The sequence below is a fragment of the Bacteroidia bacterium genome (assembly GCA_041391665.1).
Classification (GTDB): Bacteria; Bacteroidota; Bacteroidia; order J057; family J057; genus JAGQVA01.
In genome coordinates, this window is sequence record JAWKNO010000002.1 from 1357938 (window position 1) to 1376785 (window position 18848).

Consider the following 18848-nt stretch of genomic DNA (forward strand, 5'->3'; position numbering starts at 1 on the left):
TTATTGGTTTAGCTGGCGGTGTAGCCAGGCTTTTGCCATCGTCCATTCGCGTTTGACCGTAGCGGGAGATAAAGATAAATGCATGGCCGTATCTTCAATGGTCATTCCTCCGAAAAAACGGCACTCTATGATTTGTGCCTGGCGGGAATCATACTCACTGAGTGTGTCTAAAGCCTGATTGAGGTCGATCAGAGATTCTTCCTGATGGCCTGAGAGCTGAAGATTATCATGGACTTCCTCTATGGGCATCGGTGCATTTTTGCCACCTCGTTTTTGTGCCTGTTTGTGCCGGGCGTAGTTGATGAGCAAGAAACGCATGGCCTTTGCAGCTACGCCCATAAAATGTGCACGGCTTTCCCATTCAAGTGTGGTGCCTGCTGCCAGTCGAAGATACGCTTCATGCACCAGCGCTGTGGTGTTGAGTGTTTCCTGTTGCCCTTGTTCCCATCGCAGACGGTGCGCCAATTGACGGAGCTGGCTATATACCAGGCTAAATACCTGGTCGTAAGCCTGCGCATTTCCATGACGGGCAGCCTGAAGAAGCAAGGTTAAATCATTCGTAGCTGACATATTACAACGATCTTCTCCGTATCAAACGAAAAGGGTTTTCAATGTGTTTAAACTGATTGTTTAAAATCATATCTGCCGCAGTTTCGCCGAGGCGTTCAAATTCGGTGGACATGACGGTGATACCGTCCAGCAACACTTCTTTTAGCGGAGTTTCATTGTAGGAAATGATCCCCAGATTCTGCCCGGCAACCAGTTCGGTTTGCCGAAGGTATTTGATTAATTGCACCAGTTCTTCGTCTTTGATGACAACAAAAGCCACGCCTTCGGCCAGATCTTCCGGCCGCACTTCCCCTAATACCTGATGCTGAAACCGGTGGTGGTTGCAAAACTGCCGGAATCCTTTTACAATATCTTCTGAATGGTAACTTCCATGCGGGAAAATCATTTTCAGAGTGTGATATTTTCCGAGGAGATCGCTGGCTTCTTCCAGGGATTGATAAATATCTTTTTGGAAATTTTGATACACAGATCCATAATTGCCAGTGATCCCCTCTACTTTATTATCCAAAAGAATTCGTTTTTGAGCAGGGATTTTATTGATAATCTCGTGGGCTTTTTCTCGGTCTTTTTCAAAATGAGGAATAATTACATAATAGTGATAATCCTCTGCCAGATGCTCTTCGATCAGATAGCGAAAAACCTTTTGGTCATTGTGATAGACATAAAAATCAATAGAGGCCTGCTCACTCAATCTGCTGACAAATGCATCATAAATAATTTTTTTATGCGCACTGAGCTTGTTGAAAAGTAAAAATATCCGGAATCGGTTGCGAATATCATTACTGACAATAAAGTAACCTTTACCCGGAACTGCTTTGATGATGCCCTGTTCTTTCAGTAAGTTATAGGCTTTAACTATGGTGTCGCGGGCCAGATAATATTCAAAGCTGGCTTCATTTACAGAAGGCAACTGGTCTCCGATATGAATCTTCCCCCTTACAATGAGGTCCTTTACAGCATGTACCAGCTGGAGATATTTGGGTGTATCTGAATGCTCACTGATTTGTATGGATTGAAGGATGCCGGATGTATTTGAATGGGTTTTCATATCTCCCTTTTCAGAAAAATAGCGAAAATAACCAAACTTCAGCAAGACCAGTAATAGAAATCATAAATAACACGAATGTCAGACTTTGCAAGGTTTGTTTTTCTGTAAATCCACTCATTTTACCCACCACCCAAAAACCGCTGTCATTCATCCATGAGAGGGTGAGTGAACCAAAGCCGGTTGCGAGGAAAATCAGGAGCAGCGGATAGGGCAGGGTGGAGCCGTCGCCAACCAGCGGAACCATAATATTTGCTGTGGTGATCATTGCTACCGTACTGGATCCCTGTGCGATTTTCATCACAGCTGCTATTCCCCATGCGAGGAAAATATAATTTAACTCGTGGCCGGAAGTGGCGGCTAATATGGCGTCTCCGATGCCCGTATGTTTGATCATTGCCCCAAAAGCTCCACCTGCACTGGTAATAAGGATAATAATACCCGCAGTGGTGAGGGGGGATTCAATTTTGCCTGTAAGCTGAAACAGGTTGAGGTTCTGCTGTTTTGCCATTACCCACAACGCAATCACAGCGCCAATCAAAAGGGCGATATTTTTATTCCCCAGAAAGTTTACGAGATTTTTTAGCGCAGGGGCGACCGATTCTTTCGGCAAAATACCGATAAGTGAAGCGATAGAAATCAATAAAACCGGAAGGATAACCGGCAAAACAGACATCATAAATGAAGGCAGTTCGTCGTCTGATTTTGATTCCTGATTGCCCGCGATTTTGGGAATGGTGACAGGCACACGTTTGTCCAGCCAGTCAGAGACATAGAGCACAACTACTGCGGGAATCAGTCCCGCCACAATACCGCCGATGATCGAAACCCCCAGGTCAAGTCCATATTCTTCTGCCATGATCAATGGCCCCGGTGTGGGTGCTACCAATACATGGGTAATGACACCGCCGCCGCAAATCGCCATCACAAAGTAGAGATATCGTTTTCCGATCCGTGAACTCAAGGCGATCGCGAGTGGAATCAGCAGAAAAAAAACCGTATCAAAAAATACCGGAATAGCCAGAAAAAAGCCGCTGATCAAAAGTGCTACACCGGCTCTTTTTTCACCCAGCACTGACAAAAACTTTCGGATAATCTTATCTGCTGCACCACTCTCCATCAGCGCCATACCGATAATTGAAGCCAGCGCAATGACAAAACCAATTTGCCCTGCGGTAGTTCCCATTTCTATCATCGGCTGTTCTACGGCGCGAACCCACCGGCTCACTTCTTCTTTACCCGGGACGTCGGGATTGAGCAATCCGACAAATATTGCAGCCAGAATCAATGCCAGAAAGGCATGAATCCGGAAAACGGCAATAGTCAGGATAACGAAAGTAATTCCCAGCAGGAGAACCACAAAAGGATAGTAAGTAGTAGTCGCAAGCAGTATCATTATCGGCTCATTTTAAATGCTTCGGTCGTCGTATAATATTTGGCGATCATGTTGGGTACTTCCCAGTCCGGAAGTTTCCCCTCTGCAAGATACTTGAGAAATTTTTCAGTTACCTGTGAAAAGTGTGCTTCATGTCCCACCTTGAAATTGTCGGGAATCACGACTTCAAATCCATTTTCCGAAGGAGAGAGGGTCAATCCCGGGTAATTGGAACTCAAGGTCTGAATCGCTGCCTGCAGGGCAGATTCAAAATTGCCGCTGTCATCTCCCGGCAATGGCTCTACATACAGCCGTGCTTCGTAGTTTTGCTCTGCCCCTTGTCTGATCACAAGGTTGGCTTTTGTGCCGCGCATCATAGAATAATGAGTATCCTTTGCACCTGCCGGTGCTTCAAAATTCCAGATGACGGAAGTTTTGGCGTGGATACCTTTGAGGGTATAATTGATCTCGCCATTGGCGAAGACTTCAAGCAGAGAATCATTTTTTACCTTGTTGCTAAGATATTCGGGATATTCACCCAGGCCGGTCACTTTCCGAAACATGGAGGGCGTCAGTTCTGTAGCCCAGCGACTTACAGATTGTATTTTAATATCTTTTTGATAGTCAATAATCTGTTCTGGAAAACACTCCCACTGGATCAGATCTACCAGGTGTGTGGTTACATCGACCAGGCCTTCCCCCTGTTGATTAACATCAAAAAACCATGCAGGGCGGATCAGCGGTTTGCCAGCCACTTCTTTGGAAAAATGATGGACACTTTCTTTGGTAACAGCGGGCTCTGCTTCGGTTCCCTGGACTAATTCCCCGAAAACTGACGGAATCTGCGATAGCTCTTTCTGTAGAATGGTTGAGACTTCATACCGTTCTGTCATGATATCATAGAGCATCACACCATTGGCTTCGGCTTTTTGAAACGCTTCGAGCAATTGCGGGAAAGCCTCCGGCTGAATCACCATCGGCTTATCAGCCAGTACATGAAGTCCGGCCTCAATGGAAGCGAGAATATATTCTGTTTTTTTCTGGTTATTGCCTGCCAAAACCACCACATTACCGGCTTTCTCAGCCCGCATTTTTTCCATAAAATCCGGGCCTGTATAAACGACCTCGTTCCATGTTGTAGGATTTTCCGCTCTTTCATTGAAGCCGGTTACGGTATTGAGGTAGCTTTGTACATCCGGGCCATCTGGAGCATACACATGCACTGTAGGATCAACCTGGTCGTACATATATTTCTGAACCAGCGAGGCATGGAAATGCCCCGGGTCCAGGGTGATCAGTTTAATTTCACCTTTAGCACCGGAAAACTTCATAGTGGAAGGATTCGATTGTTGTGGGGAATTGCTGCAACTGCCTGAAAACAACAGAAAAACAGCAGGAATGATAAAGCGTAGCAGGTAGTTTTTCATCTATTCGGGGAATTCTTTTTGCTAATATAGGCGGGAAAGTGGTTTCACCGAAATAAATATGTGTTTTTTAATGCCTTTACCGGATGATACGATTGATGCTGCGGGTTTCTCCCAATATAACTTCCACAAAATAGATTCCGCCAGCACCGGGTGGGCAGAACTAGATAATGAAAACTTTCCTTGTATAATAGGTAAAAATATATTAAGCTTAGGAAAGAACCGAAAACTAAGTAGCTATGAATAAAGGAGTTATACTTATTATCGCGATTCTATCCGGCTTGTTTCATGGGCAGACATCTGCACAGAATGGCCTGTTTCAGGGTGTGTATATTTCTGCACATCTGCCTTATCAGAACACACAGGGTGGCCTCAATGGAAATTCTGTTTTGGTCACTCCTTCAGAGGTTTTTCTTGTACCACAGGTGGACGGCGGAGCAGGATTTGGTTTTGGAATAGGTGTCAGATATGAAGGCAATGTATTTGAATTCACCTATGACCGAACCGCACATCTGGTAACTTTTGCCGGCGCAGAAGGAAAGGCCCTGCTCCGGGTTTACTCGCTCGATTACCTGTATTTTTTTAATAGGAACAGCCCGGTTCAGCCCTATATCCAGTTTGGATGGCTTCCGGGAATGAGTCTGAAGGTGTTTGATGCTTCTGCAAGTATTGCCAACAGCGAGGATGTAAGGGATGCCAGAATTGTCGGCAGCATCGGCACCATTCACGCCGGACTGGGAACAGGATTTTTTATTCTGCCCAGACTGGAAATCCGGGGAGGTGTAACTTACCGGATGGGTAAATACACAGGGGTAGTGGGTGGAAAGGATATTGTAGCTGCCCACATCGAAGAACCGATTCGCGGCAACGGCCTGAATGCAAGAGTGAGTCTGAACGTACTCCTCTCCAAACCCAAATCGAATTAAAAATTAACAACGGCGCCACCATCTACCGGCAATACAACCCCTGTAATATACCGGGCAGCATCTGAGGCCAGAAACACAGCTGCATTGCCGATATCGTCGGGTCTCCCAAAACCGGGCATTGCAATACGATTTTCTATTTTGGCTTTGCGGTCCGGATCAGAATTGATTGCCTTGTAAAACATCTCCGATTCAATCCAACCCGGCGCTATAGCATTGATGCGGACATTATATGGAGAATACTCTGTCATCAGGGTATTCATCAGTCCGGTTAATGCAGTTTTTGCCGTACTGTAAGCGACTACCCGATCAATACCAAAAAGTGCAGCCATCGAGCTGATCATAATGATGCTTCCCGATTGTCTTTCAATCATTCCTTTGGCGCATTCTCGGGTAAGGGAAAATACACTCAGCAAATTGGTCTGAATCACCCGTAAAAATTCTTCATCAGAAGTTTCCTGTGCGTATTTTTTCAGGTGAATGCCGGCATTATTGACAAGAATATCTATGTGGCCAAACCGTTTTTCCAGACCACTGACAAAAGCGGGAATCCCGGCCTGATTGGCAATGTCATTGATCTCATAAGCGGCATGGGGGCCCAGGCCTGTAACGGCAGTTTTTAACACATCTTCCCGCCGGCCACTGATAATGACTTTTGCGCCTGCTTCAATCATGCTTTTAGCGACGCCCAGCCCAATGCCTGTTCCCCCTCCGGTGATCAGTGCAATTTTCCCATCAAGGGAAAAAGGATTTCTGTTCATACGATTGATTAGTTGATATAATCGGTTCCATAAGGATAACGCTGAGGTCTTGACAACATCGAATTGGCCGCATCATCATTGATAAACCGTTCTCTCGCCGGATCCCAGTTAAGTTTTCGCCCGAGTTTCATGCCGATATGCATCAAGAGGCAAGCCGAACATGACCGGTGCGCAATTTCGGCCGGGGCAATGGTTTCTTGCCGGCTAATGATCGATTCCAGCCAGTTGAGGTGCTGATCGGGGCTTTCGTAGAGGTGAATTTCATCTGCACCAATCATCGACTGAAGGATTTTAGGGCTGCTGGCACTAAATGCTTCACTATTTTTGGCATTGGAAGGATCAGTGGCGGTTACGCCAACATTGCCTCTGGAGACAAAAATCCATCCTTCGGAACCTTCGAAACGCACACCATTGGGATAGGATCCGCTGACTTTCATCGTAACGCCGTTGGCATATTTGGCTTTTACCGTGAAATCACCATGAACATTCCACAGACCTGAGCGGGGGAATTCTGCTTCCGCCATAATTTCTACCGGTCCGGTATATTCAGTTCCCATCCCCCAGTGCGCAGTATCCACGTGGTGTGCACCCCAGCCGGTAATCATCCCGGCGCCAAATTGTTCGCACCTGAGCCAGCCCGGACGCGAGTAATCTGCCTGAGGGTGTACCCTGTTTTCGGTGTAAAACACAGATTCCGTTGACCCTAGCCACATATCATAATTAAGATTTGCGGGAATCGGCATCTCTGCTTCTACATTACCGGAAGGATCCCCTGGAAGGCCGATTTTTACCGTATGAAGTTCCCCGATCCGGCCATTGCGTACCAGTTCACAGGCGCGTTTAAACTGAGGCCAGGGGCTTTGGGAGCGCTGCTGACTGCCAATCTGGAAAATTACCCCTGTATGGTGAACGGTATCGCTCATTTTCCGTCCTTCTTTAATTGTCAAAGAGGCAGGTTTCTGCAGGTAAATATCTTTTCCAGCCAATGCAGCTTCAATGGCGGGTTGTGCGTGCCAGTGGTCTGGCGTACTGATGATGACAGCATCTATTTCTTTGTTTGCCAGCAGGTTGCGATAATCATCGTAGGTTTTTACATCTACAAAGTTTTTTTGACCTTTTTCCTTTTCATACCACCCTTCAATCCATTTTTTTCCGTCAGCTACCCGTTTTTTGTCGAGATCTGCAACGGCGATTACCCGACACTGATCGTAGCGAATGGTATCCGGCAGGTCATGGCTCTGAGCAATACGGCCAAAGCCAATCTGACCAATTTGTATTTTATTGCTGGGTGCATTTTTTCCAAACACTGAGGCAGGAACAATGGAAGGGAAAAACAGCATACCAACCGTTCCTGCGGTAGCGGTTTTAATATATTCCCGGCGGGAAAGGCCCTTATTTTTGGGGGTGTCTTTTTGATTACTTTTCATAATAGCAGTATAGTTAATCGTTAGTTTAAGGGTTTTTATCAATAGTCCAAAGAATTCCGCCGAGAATATGGCTGAGAAACTCGGGATTGCTGTAATATTCTTTTTTGTGGCCAAGGGCAGTGTACCATTGTCTGCCGCCGTATTGTTCCTGAGACCAACTGATCGGAAACTTATCTCCAAAGTTGTTTCCCGGGTATTCCACCTTTTTTTCATCTGTGATCGTGCGAAGATCGGCAGCAAGAAGAACATGAATACGCGGGCTGAGATTGTCGAGGTAATAACATTCGTCTTCCCATTCCCATATCGCGCCAAATGAAAGGGTAGAAGGGTGGAATCTGTCTACCACTTCTATACTAAATGGTTGAAGCGGCGGATGTCTTCTGAATTTCCCGCCCAGCATTTGCTGAAACCATGGCCATTGGCGTTCTGAACCACTGGCAGAATGAATGCCTGCGAAACCGCCCCCATTTTCGATGTAGCGCTGAAATGCCTGCTTTTGGGCATCTGTATCAAAGGTCTCGTTGTTGGTGCTGGCAAAAATCAGTGCGTCGTATTTTTTCAGATTTTCATCTGTCATGACCGACGCATCATCGGAAGCATCCACATCAAACCCATTTTCAGCTCCCAGCTTCCGGATCGCTTCTGTCGCAGTTGCGAGGTTGTCATGAACATAGCCTTTTCCATTTTTAGTAAATACCAAAACTCTTGGTTTGTGTGCAGGGCGTTTGTACACTACCTCCACTTTCGGTGGACGTGCAAAGTTGTTCCAATATTGATCTGCTGTTTCAGGCGTGATTTTTCCGTCATAGATCATCATGCGGTAACTCAGCACATATTCATTGCCGGGGTGGAGTACCCAGTCTTCTTCCTGAGCCGGGTTAAAATTAAAAAACACATTTTCTTTTCCATCATTGGCGCCCGTGGGCCAAATGCGCAATTGTTCAGGAAAGTTGTGGTTGGTAGGATGGGTCATAAAAAGAACACCGGAAGTGCCAGCGACAGACACACCATTGACATCACACCAACGGGCCTGGGTGGCATTTCCGTCAGTTTTGTTTTTTCCCTCAGAGGTAAGTAAGGTCGCCGTTTTGTCGTCCCACTTTGCCGTAGCCCTGAAGCCAAATCCCTGGTAGCGGTATGCATCAATGGTAAGGGGGCTATCTGTTGCACAATGTAGTTTTGAAACAAAATCTACCAGCCAGATTTTATTTTCAGCATCAGCTTTCCACACCCGAATGTCCCAGTTTTCGGATAAAGCTGTCAGGGAGCCTGAAGGATGGGGCGCCATGAGATCCACGTGTTCATGTACAGCCGAAACCTGTCCAAATACCGGGCCTGACTGGATGGCAGGGTGGGGTTGGGGTCTGACTGTTCCCTGGCCTTCGATCAGATTCCAGAAGTCAATTTTCCGCCCCTGAAATGTAGTATGGGTCCAGGGATTCCATATGCCGTAATGATGGTAATGGTCGGAAGGCTGAACGCGGGTAAGTGTTTCGCCCGCCGGCGTCCAGAGGGGATGGATAAATCCACCCCTGCGGTACAGCGGATTTTTGCCTTCCGGCTCTGCCATTTCTTCGTACTGATATTGAAGAATTTTTTTTCCGTCAGTCTCAAAAACTACTGACCCATGGATATCTTTAGCGGTGATTCCGGTCGAGGCGGATTCCGGTTTGCTACCAGAGACCAGCTCAAAAACCCGGGAGGAACCCGCTGCGGTTTTTCCTTGAATCACCCACCACAAAAGTGGATTTTTTCCACTTTCAACCTGAGATTTTATCTGGATTTTGCCTTTTTCGGTAATCTCAAATAAAGAGAAATCACCATCGGCAGGGAGCGATATCCCGGTGAGTGAGGCGCTTACAGGTGTATTATACCGGTCATATTTCCCGGCATGAACCACAAATTTTGCCAACGAAACAGGTTCGGCCAGCATATTTGAAAAATTCATTGAAAACACAAAAATCAGAACCCATAAGGGCAACTTAAAAATTTTATCTTTCATAGTAGTAGTTAGAATGATGGAATAAGCTATAAATATGTTTGCTTTGATGCAAACTTTCTATCATTGTTGTGGAAAAGCGATATTAAAAATCGATTGCCCCCAATGGATAATGTAATTGCCTTATGTTGCTTAAAAACCTGATGAAATCGCTTGTCATTGCGCTTATTGCAATGTTTTCTGCATGTAGTGAAGACTGGGAACTGGCGCATGTTACGGTGCGTGAGACCCATGGGCTGGAACGAAAAAAAGAATATGTGGAAGTATTTTTTCCGCTGAAAGAACGCACGCCGGTTCCTGCTCAGATTTGTATGATTTTTGGTTCGGATGAGGGCCATGTTCCTGTGCAGTTTCGGGTATTACCCGAAAATCCGGGGATTATTCAGGTGGTATTCCCCGTCAGTCTTCCCCCTCATGGATTACGCCATGTGAGTCTGTTGCCTTGTAATGATGAAACCCATAGTCTCTCAGGTTCATTGATCGTTACCGGAGACGCACCCGGTCTGCTTATTGAAAATCCATATTTTATTGCTGATTTGGGTACAAAAACGGATGTACCGGAAAATAATTATCCGCCCGGACATCTGACGGCATTGACATTAAAGGCGTTGGATAGCCTTCGTATTCAGCGGTCAGGTATGAAAATTCACTGGAGCCCAAACTTTGCGAAGCAAGAGGTGCCTTACCAGACCATGGCACATATGGAGGCCGAACATATAGATATTTTTCAGGGTAAATATATGGTGAGGCTCGAAAAATCGGGGAAAGTCCCGTCCTATGAGGAGATCGGCCTGAAAGGAGCATACACATTTTACGACAGCCTGCCTTACTTTATATTTACCTCCGAAATGGAAATACTTCAAACGGTTACGCTCAATCTGTTGAGAAATGATGAGATGACGATAGACAGTATGTTTACGGATTTGGCGTTTCGTCGTGAAGCGGGTGAGGTCAAACATTTGCCGCTCTATGAAAGCCGCACATTTGCGTATCTTGACAGTCAGCATATAGAAGCCAATGCGCCGTGGTTGTATTTCTATAATCGGGATAAACACTTTGCCATGGGGTCGATCCGCCTGGATTACGACAATACCCAGGCAGAGGGAACGCCCGCACCGCTATATGAGGCACATACCAAAATTACCCCTTCTGCTGCCAATGGAAGATATTGGAACCGGAGGCTCATTCACGACCACGATACAGAAGTGCCAGCCGGAAGCCGTTATTTTGAAAAAAATGCCTATGTGATTTTCCAATACAACGAAGCCGCGAGTGATACATTTATGAATAACCTATATGAAAGGCTTCTCTATCCGCTCCAGTTGGAGGTGAAATAATCCAATTCTTTTTATAACTTGAGACACTTAGCAATAGAAAAACAGGATCAATGGAAAGCATCAGCAGGAAGAAATTTCTTACAAAAGGTACCGCTGCGCTTGCAGGGGCATCTGTACTAAGCACATGGGCATGTGCACCGGAAGATACCGCAAAAACCGCTACTTCAATATCCGCAGAGCCGGGTAAGGTGTATCATTGGAAAATGGTTACAACCTGGCCGCCTAACTTCCCGATTTTAGGGGAGGGGTGTAAATTGATGGCCGATTGGGTAGACAAAATGTCGGGAGGCCGATTGAAAATTCAGGTATTTGGCGGAGGAGAACTTGTGCCAGCGCTTGAGTCTTTCGATGCGGTGAGTAATGGTTCTGCGGAATTAGGCAATGGTGCCGCTTATTATTGGGCTGGCAAGGTTCCTGCTGCACAATTTTTCAGCTCGGTTCCGTTTGGTATGAACGCGCAACAGATGAATGCATGGATCATCAGTGGCGGTGGTCAGGCTTTGTGGGATAAAATTTATGAACCCTTTGATGTCAGAGGATTTCCTTCCGGAAATACAGGCGTGCAGATGGGAGGATGGTTTAATAAAGAAATCAATTCTGTAGCTGACCTTCAGGGCCTTAAAATGCGGATACCTGGTCTGGGGGGACTGGTGATGAAAGAAGCCGGAGTGACAGCGATGAATGTAGCCGGCGGAGAAATCTATACCAATCTGGAACGTGGTGTGCTTGATGCTACGGAATGGATCGGCCCTTACCATGATTATAAAATGGGCTTTCAGAAAATTGCCCGGTACTATTATTATCCGGGATGGCATGAGCCAGGCTCTACGCTGGAAACAATCGTCAACAAAAGTAAGCTGGCAAGTCTTCCCGAAGACTTGCAGGAAATACTGATTGCGGCGATCTACCGGCAAAATCTTTGGACACTCTCTGAGATAGAGGCCAAAAACAATGAATATCTGGAAAAAATCATCGCCGAAGGCGAAGTAGAGTTGAGGCAATTTCCCCAGGAAGTAATTTCGAAGCTAAGGGAAATCACAAAACAAGTATTGGACCGGATGGTTTCTGAAAATGCCCAGGCTAAGGAAATCTATGAATCTTATTCTGCCTTTCAGGCCGCAGCTAAAAAATGGGCCGAATACACTGAGAAGATTTATTACAATGTGATCAGTGGCTGATAAGGGACCTTTTCCTAAGGATCATTTTTAATTCAGAAATTGAACTTTTTTCTTTAGCCCGGATGTAAGAATCCGGGCTTTTGTCTATCATGACATACTGCGAAGACAGGAGATTTCTTTCTGGCACCTAAATTTCTTACTATATCCAAACCCTTCACATTGCTTATTATTCGTAAGGAAATAGCGGTAACATAAAAAAAATACGCAGACTTCGCTGTTTTTCTTACAGCATTTATGCAGCGAAAAAAAACAAATTTTGCCTGAAATAGTGTTATTGGCTATACGGCAATTATTGCGATATTTGTAATGTTGACTTACTGAAATAATTTATTACAAAAATAAATATCATGATACGGATTCTTGCTACCTCCCTCCTGGTTATTTTTGGACTTTCTTTTTTTGGTCAAATTCCTTCAGGCTTGTCTAAGCAATCAGATATGATTATGCTGGGAGTACCTGCTCAGGTAAGTGAACCGGTGAATGATTTTTATACAGAACTGGAAAATCAGATATCCTCTCTCAGTACAGCAATCTCTGAGTATCAGCAAAAAATTGACTCTCTGAATGCTGAGGTAGAGATGGAATTAGTAGAAAAGGATGCACAGATCTCATTGTTTACCGATACAATTGCTCAGGCAAAACAAATGATAGAAACCAATCGCCGGATTCTGAGGGGAAGAATAGTGGTTCATACTGCAGAAAACTAAAAGTCAACAGGCGGGAAGAAGTAAGGTATGTAATTTTGTTAATCGAGGGCTGTTCAGTTTATCTGACAGCCCTTTTTTCATTTATTCAGGCGGCAGAATGGTCGATATTTATGACGGAAAGTTGAAATATTATTCAAGAATAGCACAAAAATCCTCCTTATTTAAAAAAAAAGCTCCCGAAACAGGAAAATCTTTCCTGCATCTTTGACGATGCAAATCAAACAAAATGCCTATTGCAATCATTATGGGCACATACCGGGAGAAAAGTCAGACATCAAAGCCTAATATTATACAATAAAAGAAATATACATTAACTTGTAATTATAAGACTATGTATTATACTATATTTGGATCATAAATCAATAACCACCAAGCAAATCGATACAAAATTATGCCTCAGTCATTGCTCTATTCATTCCCTGGTTTTTCATTTACTTCTAAAAAAATCTGTTTATCCTCTGTTTTTATGATTCTAAGTTTTACGATTGCTATAGGCCAGGCGAAAAAACCCATTGAAATGATATTTGAGCAGGAATCATCGCCGACAGACGAAATCAGCTCCGTCAACTATGATGTATCTCCTGACGAAAGGCCTGAAGCGATTCTCTCCGAAGAACCGGCAAAAACCTATTACGCAGAAACAGAAACCGTATTTGAAATGGAATCTGCGGAATCTGCCTTTATTCTTGGGAAAGAAACCGAAATTGAAGGATTTCGCATGGCGAATATCGACCAAAACGGTCAGTTTATCTTGATGGAAGACAATGTAGATCCGGTCATCTACCTCCGGTTTCAAAAGCTTGCGACTACCCAGGTTGAAATCAGAATTTATTCAGAGACCGGGCAACTGGTTTTTGTAAGAAAGGAACGCTATCTTCCTTTAGGAATAGAAATGCCCGTAAATCACAGCAAATGGAGTTCTGGCACATACAGTTTGTTGATTAAAACTGAGCAAGGCAGAACGTGGAAAAAAACCATCGTGAAAAACGATGCGGTAGTGATGCGCTAGTCAGGTAAAAAACTTATATCTCTCAAAACGCCTGTTACCAAATCCTTTACGCATTAACCCTTTGATCATGGGAAAAAATAAGTTAAGACTAATGATAATCGATGATGATGAAGTAAATAACTTCATTATGATTCGTCTGATAAAGGAGGCGGGACTCTCTGTTATCTGTACCTCAGCGCTCAATGGTCAAAAAGCTACCAAAAAGCTTGAAAGATGGCATAAGAAAGGCGGTGTAGATTTTCCTGATATCATACTTGTCGATCTGGAGATGCCCGTTATGGATGGATTTGAGTTTATACAGCGATATGAGGAAGTGTTTTATCCCCATTATCCTCATAATCAAATGTATATGGTGAGTTCCTCTATAAGATCTGAAGATCGCTCCCGGGCAAAGTCTTTTCCATCTGTAAGCAATTTTATCTCTAAGCCTTTACCGATTGCAGCGCTGGCTGAAATTATCGATCAATACAGACGTACAAGGAATTATTGATTTCTAAAACGGTTAATGCAAAAAGCGGTGGCTCTGATATTTCGGAGCCACCGCTTCTGGTTTATCTTCTATCCGTTAATTGGACTGGTTATATCCAATATTGTTTTGATTGGATTTCATTAGTTTAAACTCTACCCGGCGATTTTTTGCCCGTCCTTCTTCCGTTGAGTTATCGGCAACTGGTGCAACGGAGCTGTATCCATCAGAAGTAATCCGGGAGAGACGAACATTTCTTTCATAAACCAGGTAATACTTTACCTTAAAAGCACGTTTGATCGACAATACGAGGTTACTATTTTGGTTTCCGGTGTTGTCTGTATGACCCAATACCTGTAAGTCATATTCCGGATTTCTGTTCAAAATCATAGCCACTGTATCCAGTACAGCATAACTTTCAGGGGTAAGCTGATCACTCGATGCTTCAAAATAGATATTCCCCATCGCCGCTTCAATGTATTTCCTGTCAGCGGAGGACATCTCATGAATTTTATTGGGCACCGGTTGTTCAACTGTATTTCCATCTTGAACATCTAAAATCACCGGACTGTTATCAATAGGTGATGGCGCAGAGGTTTTTTTATTGGCATCGACAATCGGTACGGAGGAATTGGTCTTTGATGGTGTATCGTGCTTTTCTTCTTCAGGGCAACCGAGATACAATGCCAGGCCCTTTACATCCGGACAAAGATCATCGCGATCGGCCACCCCGTCGTTATCGGAGTCAACCAGCGGCGCTTCTGCTATTACAGGGGCAGGTTTTTCTGGTCTTACCGGTGTAGGACGAACCGGTTTAGACTGGCCAGGCAGGGCAAAAACAAACCCAATGGAGTGCGAAATATGTTGGTACTTCTCTTTTCCCAGGCGTTGTTTGTACATGCTTTCAAACTGAAAGCTAAAGTTAGGCGTAACCTGAAACTTTAGTCCAATTCCAGCGGGAATGTATAAACGGACATTGTTGCTTGCCGTATTTAACCCAAATCCGGTAGTAAAATAAGGGGCGACAAATGCATCTTCTTCCAGGAAGGTTCCGTTGGATTTGATCTGAACCAGCGTATTCACATCAATCAGCGATGTGCTGATATATTGATTTTCACCTACCGGGTAGGTGGCTTCTGGTATAAAAGCAGAATTTAAGGAAGCATTCATCCACTTGGTTACATAAGTATGCGCACCAAAGGAAATCCCTGGATCAAAACTCCTTATTTGCGTGGGATTGCCGGTAAGCGGCCCCTGATAATCGAGAAATATGGCTGACAGCCCGGCCATTAAGCGGCTTTCGCTGGTTTGTGAATAAGTAGAAGGTAAGGTCAGGAAAAAAGCAGCAAGGAGGGGAAAAGCCAATTTAACTTTGGTCATTTGCGTAGGTTTGTTCTGTGAACAACGGGTCAATATGTAGAACCTGTTTAAAATCACAATTCAATCAATCTGTTGGTAATCCAGGGTTTAGGTGTTGTTATTATTACCGTTACAAAATTCCGGCCATCTTTTTCTAATAACTTGTGCAAAATAGCCTGATTTCCTACGCCCTGATTAATTTCCCACATGAGTGGTAATTTTTTATGGCTGAAATGATCCCTAAACTAGAAAATTAGCTGAAAATCAACCCTTCTGTTTTGTTTTCTGCCTACTACATCGTCATTTGCTGCAAGGGGTTGTTGTTCGCCCAACCCTTTTGAACGGATCCTTTGCTGACTGATACCGTGCTCATATACTAAATAATATTTCACATTGTAGGCGCGCATGATGGACAATACCAGGTTTGAATTTTCTGTGCCAACCGCATCGGCATGTCCATTTAGGATCAGCTGTGTGGCAGGACAGCTTTCCAGCATAGCCGCTAATTGATCTAAAACAATTTTTGCATCACTTGTAAGCGCATCACTTCCGACATCAAACAAAATGGGGGATACATGTGTATCGTCCAGATTAAAACTGCCACAAGGACTTGCAACGGATGCTGGTTGTTTGGGGGCAGGCACTGCCGCTACAGTTGGTGCTGTCGTGGGTTCCGGAAGTTTTGCAGCAGTCGCCACGACCGGAGGTGTCGCCGAATGTGCCGGCTCGCCAAATAGCACGTTCAGATGGTGCCTTTGTGAAAAAGTTCCGGATTCCTCTTCCGGATACTCCGGAGTAACAGATGCGATTTCTTCCTCTTCCTCCCATTCTTCGTCCAGTTCATTCATGGAGTCAAAATCGGTATCTTCTTCAAATCCATTGACAAACATTCCAATGTCTTCATCCTCTTCGTCGATGGAAATATCCTCTTCCTCTATCGGCAGATCGGCATCCTCTGTTTCTTCTATTGCTGCATATGACGTCGCAACTTCTTCTATCTCATCAGATTCTTCCGGAGATTCCTCAGAGGAGGCAATTACCGTTTCAGTTTCTGTCGATACATCCTGCGGGCAGCCATGGTTTTCTACCAGTCCGGCATCATCCGGGCATTGATCATCAAAATCAATCACACCGTCCAGATCAGAATCTTTGGGCAATAAAGCAGAGACGATCATTTCCTCACTCATTTCCTCCTCTTCAATTTTCTCGGTCGGTATATCCTTTGTATCCAGATTGTAGACAAACGCGAGTGCGTGGGCAAGATGTTGAACGTCTTTATTCACGGAAATCTTTTTCGTGGTTTCAATTCGGGCACTCATGCGCTCGTTGAACTTAAACCGAAAACCACCTCCGAGAGGGATATAGACATCCGGATGATTAACCATGTAACTTCCCCCAACGCCAAAAGTCAGATATGGGCCGACTCTGCTGCTTTCCCTCATAAATGCCCCATTGTTGATTTTAAATACCAATTGATAGCTCATGTCAATCAATTGAGAATGTATAACTGTCTCGGATGTGGGATAGTTGACCTGATGGCTGAGAAGAACCTGTGTGCGAAAATCGAATCCGCCTGCAAGATAACGGGAAACACCCAGGTTCAGCGCAGGAGAAAACGTCCCCCCCGGGAGTTTGAGTGTTCCTGGAGGAGATTGGTATTTTACCATCCCGGTACCGGCATTGATCGCCCAGGGGTATTCAAATGTCTGCGAATAGGACGCTAAGGAAACGTACACAAGGAACAAGGTAAAGATTGAGGTCTTAATAATATGCGTGTTTCGCATTGACGGTATGGAATTATTACTTCGTAGCATTATTCCCAGTGCAAATGATATTCCAAATCATACAAAAAGTGTGTCACAATTGATCAAAATCCTACGTCATCGCACGAACAATTCAAACTCCACCCTGCGATTGGTAGCTTTGCCTTCTTCTGTGATGTTGTCATCAATCGGTTTCGCTTCTCCATAGCCAATATATACCAGCCGTGCAGGCGATACCCCTTTACTGACCAGATAATCTACGCAAGCTTTGGCTCTTTTTTCAGACAGTTCGAGGTTATATCCATCATTCCCTTCCGAATCGGTGTGGCCAGAGGCGCGCAGGCTGTAGGCCGGGTAGTCTCCCATAATATTGACCAGCGTATCGAGTACGGCATAGGATGACTGACGAAGAATAGAGCTATTATGCTCAAACTGGACTGCTTTTGTAGCAAACTCCAATTTTTCCACGACTTCCTCTTCTATTTCAGGGCAGCCTTTCAACTCTCTCGTTCCTGCCTGATCCGGACAGGCATCTTCAGCGTCTGTGATGCCGTCTCCATCTCTGTCGGGGCAACCATTCAGGGCAGCTATTCCTGCTATGTCAGGACATACATCGTTTTGATCGGCAATCCCGTCTCCATCTCTGTCCGGACAGCCGTTCAACGAAGCAGGCCCCGGATCATCCGGGCATTCGTCCATTTCATTGGTTACCCCATCCTTGTCTCTGTCAGTGTCGGGGCAGCCTTCAAATTCAATCAGACCAAATGTATCGGGACATTTGTCAAGCTGATCGGCAATCCCGTCTCCGTCGCGATCCGGACAACCATTCAGACTGGCAATCCCGGCAACATCCGGACACTCATCCAGCGGGTCTTTGATGCCGTCTCCGTCAGTATCCGGATCTTCGACGACTGGTGGGGGGAGTTTTTCTCCAAAATGGAAGATCACACCGGCATTGATTGAAAAATAATCCTGAAAATCAGTTACATTGAGCTTATACATTGCATTCACATCCAATGAAACGGGAATTCCTGTATTGATCCGGAAACCCAGCCCCAGCGGTACAGAAAAATTGATATCCGGATTTTCATACCCGAGGGTATTGATACTTCCACCTGCCAGCAAATAAGGCGCAATCCCCGCAGATTCTTTCAAAATGTATCCGTTATTCAGCTTATACCGAAAGGTCAGATCTGCATCACCCAGATCTTTTAACATCGGGTTATCCCTTCCAAATGAAAACGGAACAATGGCTGTCTGAAAACTCAAGTCAAAAGAAGGGTTCAGATAGCGGTTGAGGCCGACATGAAAAGCGGGTTTGAAATCGACTGCACTAATGTCCTGTGTAGGAATACCCGTAAAATCTCTTTGGGTATAACCCAGACTCAGTCCCCATTTTTGCTGAGCGTTTTGTCCATACAAAGGTGATAAGATCAGCAGAAGGAGAAATCCGAAAAAACCAGCGCGTAGGGAGCCTTTCATAAAAATGTTTTAGTGTGTTTGTT

At 44.9% G+C, this 18848-nt stretch carries 16 protein-coding genes; 6 read left to right on the forward strand and 10 right to left on the reverse strand.

From position 1 onward, the window contains the following. From R3D00_17275 to R3D00_17290, 4 genes are read right to left on the reverse strand one after another with little or no spacing between them, the layout of a single operon-like run. Positions 1-570, reverse strand: a complete 570-nt coding sequence (locus R3D00_17275; GenBank protein ID MEZ4774939.1) for an ECF-type sigma factor — start codon at positions 568-570, stop codon at positions 1-3. Between the two features lies 1 nt (position 571). Continuing rightward, entirely contained in the window at positions 572-1618 is a 1047-nt protein-coding gene (locus R3D00_17280) for a GntR family transcriptional regulator (GenBank protein ID MEZ4774940.1), read from the reverse strand. A 10-nt stretch (positions 1619-1628) separates the two neighbouring features. Further along, entirely contained in the window at positions 1629-3011 is a 1383-nt protein-coding gene (locus R3D00_17285) for an SLC13 family permease (GenBank protein MEZ4774941.1), read from the reverse strand. Continuing rightward, the gene (locus tag R3D00_17290; protein ID MEZ4774942.1) at positions 3011-4417 is read right to left on the reverse strand and encodes a putative oxidoreductase C-terminal domain-containing protein; all 1407 of its coding nucleotides are present in this window, start codon (positions 4415-4417) and stop codon (positions 3011-3013) included. Before R3D00_17290 ends, R3D00_17285 begins: the two co-directional genes overlap by 1 nt. A 236-nt stretch (positions 4418-4653) precedes the next feature. On the opposite strand from R3D00_17290, the gene R3D00_17295 reads away from it, so the two are divergent. After that, positions 4654-5340: a hypothetical protein gene (locus tag R3D00_17295; GenBank protein ID MEZ4774943.1), complete on the forward strand. Its 687-nt coding sequence runs from the start codon at positions 4654-4656 to the stop codon at positions 5338-5340. Here the strand turns inward: R3D00_17295 and R3D00_17300 are convergent. Genes R3D00_17300 through R3D00_17310 form a run of 3 tightly spaced genes read right to left on the reverse strand, consistent with a single transcriptional unit; the run spans position 5337 to position 9527 of the window. Then, positions 5337-6098 carry an SDR family oxidoreductase gene (locus tag R3D00_17300; GenBank protein ID MEZ4774944.1) on the reverse strand — a complete coding sequence of 254 codons (762 nt, stop codon included), beginning with the start codon at positions 6096-6098 and terminating at the stop codon, positions 5337-5339. The two genes, R3D00_17295 and R3D00_17300, sit on opposite strands and share 4 nt — an antisense overlap. A gap of 8 nt (positions 6099-6106) precedes the next feature. Next, positions 6107-7525: a Gfo/Idh/MocA family oxidoreductase gene (locus tag R3D00_17305; protein ID MEZ4774945.1), complete on the reverse strand. Its 1419-nt coding sequence runs from the start codon at positions 7523-7525 to the stop codon at positions 6107-6109. 25 nt (positions 7526-7550) lie between these two features. Beyond that, positions 7551-9527, reverse strand: a complete 1977-nt coding sequence (locus R3D00_17310; protein ID MEZ4774946.1) for a ThuA domain-containing protein — start codon at positions 9525-9527, stop codon at positions 7551-7553. A gap of 122 nt (positions 9528-9649) precedes the next feature. On the opposite strand from R3D00_17310, the gene R3D00_17315 reads away from it, so the two are divergent. The 5 genes from R3D00_17315 to R3D00_17335 all read left to right on the forward strand — a co-directional run bounded on the left by R3D00_17315 (position 9650) and on the right by R3D00_17335 (position 14245). Continuing rightward, positions 9650-10861, forward strand: a complete 1212-nt coding sequence (locus R3D00_17315) for a hypothetical protein (protein MEZ4774947.1) — start codon at positions 9650-9652, stop codon at positions 10859-10861. A gap of 50 nt (positions 10862-10911) precedes the next feature. After that, positions 10912-12039 carry a TRAP transporter substrate-binding protein gene (locus R3D00_17320; protein ID MEZ4774948.1) on the forward strand — a complete coding sequence of 376 codons (1128 nt, stop codon included), beginning with the start codon at positions 10912-10914 and terminating at the stop codon, positions 12037-12039. Between the two features lie 347 nt (positions 12040-12386). Then, the gene (locus tag R3D00_17325) at positions 12387-12746 is read left to right on the forward strand and encodes a hypothetical protein (GenBank protein MEZ4774949.1); all 360 of its coding nucleotides are present in this window, start codon (positions 12387-12389) and stop codon (positions 12744-12746) included. Positions 12747-13212: 466 nt separating this feature from the next. Continuing rightward, complete coding sequence (locus R3D00_17330) at positions 13213-13755, forward strand: T9SS type A sorting domain-containing protein (GenBank protein MEZ4774950.1); 543 nt, start codon at positions 13213-13215, stop codon at positions 13753-13755. A 91-nt stretch (positions 13756-13846) separates the two neighbouring features. Continuing rightward, positions 13847-14245, forward strand: coding sequence for a response regulator (locus R3D00_17335; GenBank protein ID MEZ4774951.1), 399 nt, complete (start codon positions 13847-13849; stop codon positions 14243-14245). Between the two features lie 75 nt (positions 14246-14320). Here the strand turns inward: R3D00_17335 and R3D00_17340 are convergent, their stop codons facing one another. The 3 genes from R3D00_17340 to R3D00_17350 form a co-directional block, all read right to left on the reverse strand. Next, the gene (locus R3D00_17340) at positions 14321-15601 is read right to left on the reverse strand and encodes an OmpA family protein (GenBank protein MEZ4774952.1); all 1281 of its coding nucleotides are present in this window, start codon (positions 15599-15601) and stop codon (positions 14321-14323) included. Between the two features lie 224 nt (positions 15602-15825). Next, a complete protein-coding gene (locus tag R3D00_17345) occupies positions 15826-17316 on the reverse strand; it encodes an OmpA family protein (GenBank protein MEZ4774953.1) in 1491 nt (496 codons plus the stop codon). A gap of 144 nt (positions 17317-17460) precedes the next feature. Then, positions 17461-18825, reverse strand: a complete 1365-nt coding sequence (locus R3D00_17350; protein MEZ4774954.1) for an OmpA family protein — start codon at positions 18823-18825, stop codon at positions 17461-17463. Between the last annotated feature and the right edge of the window lie 23 nt (positions 18826-18848).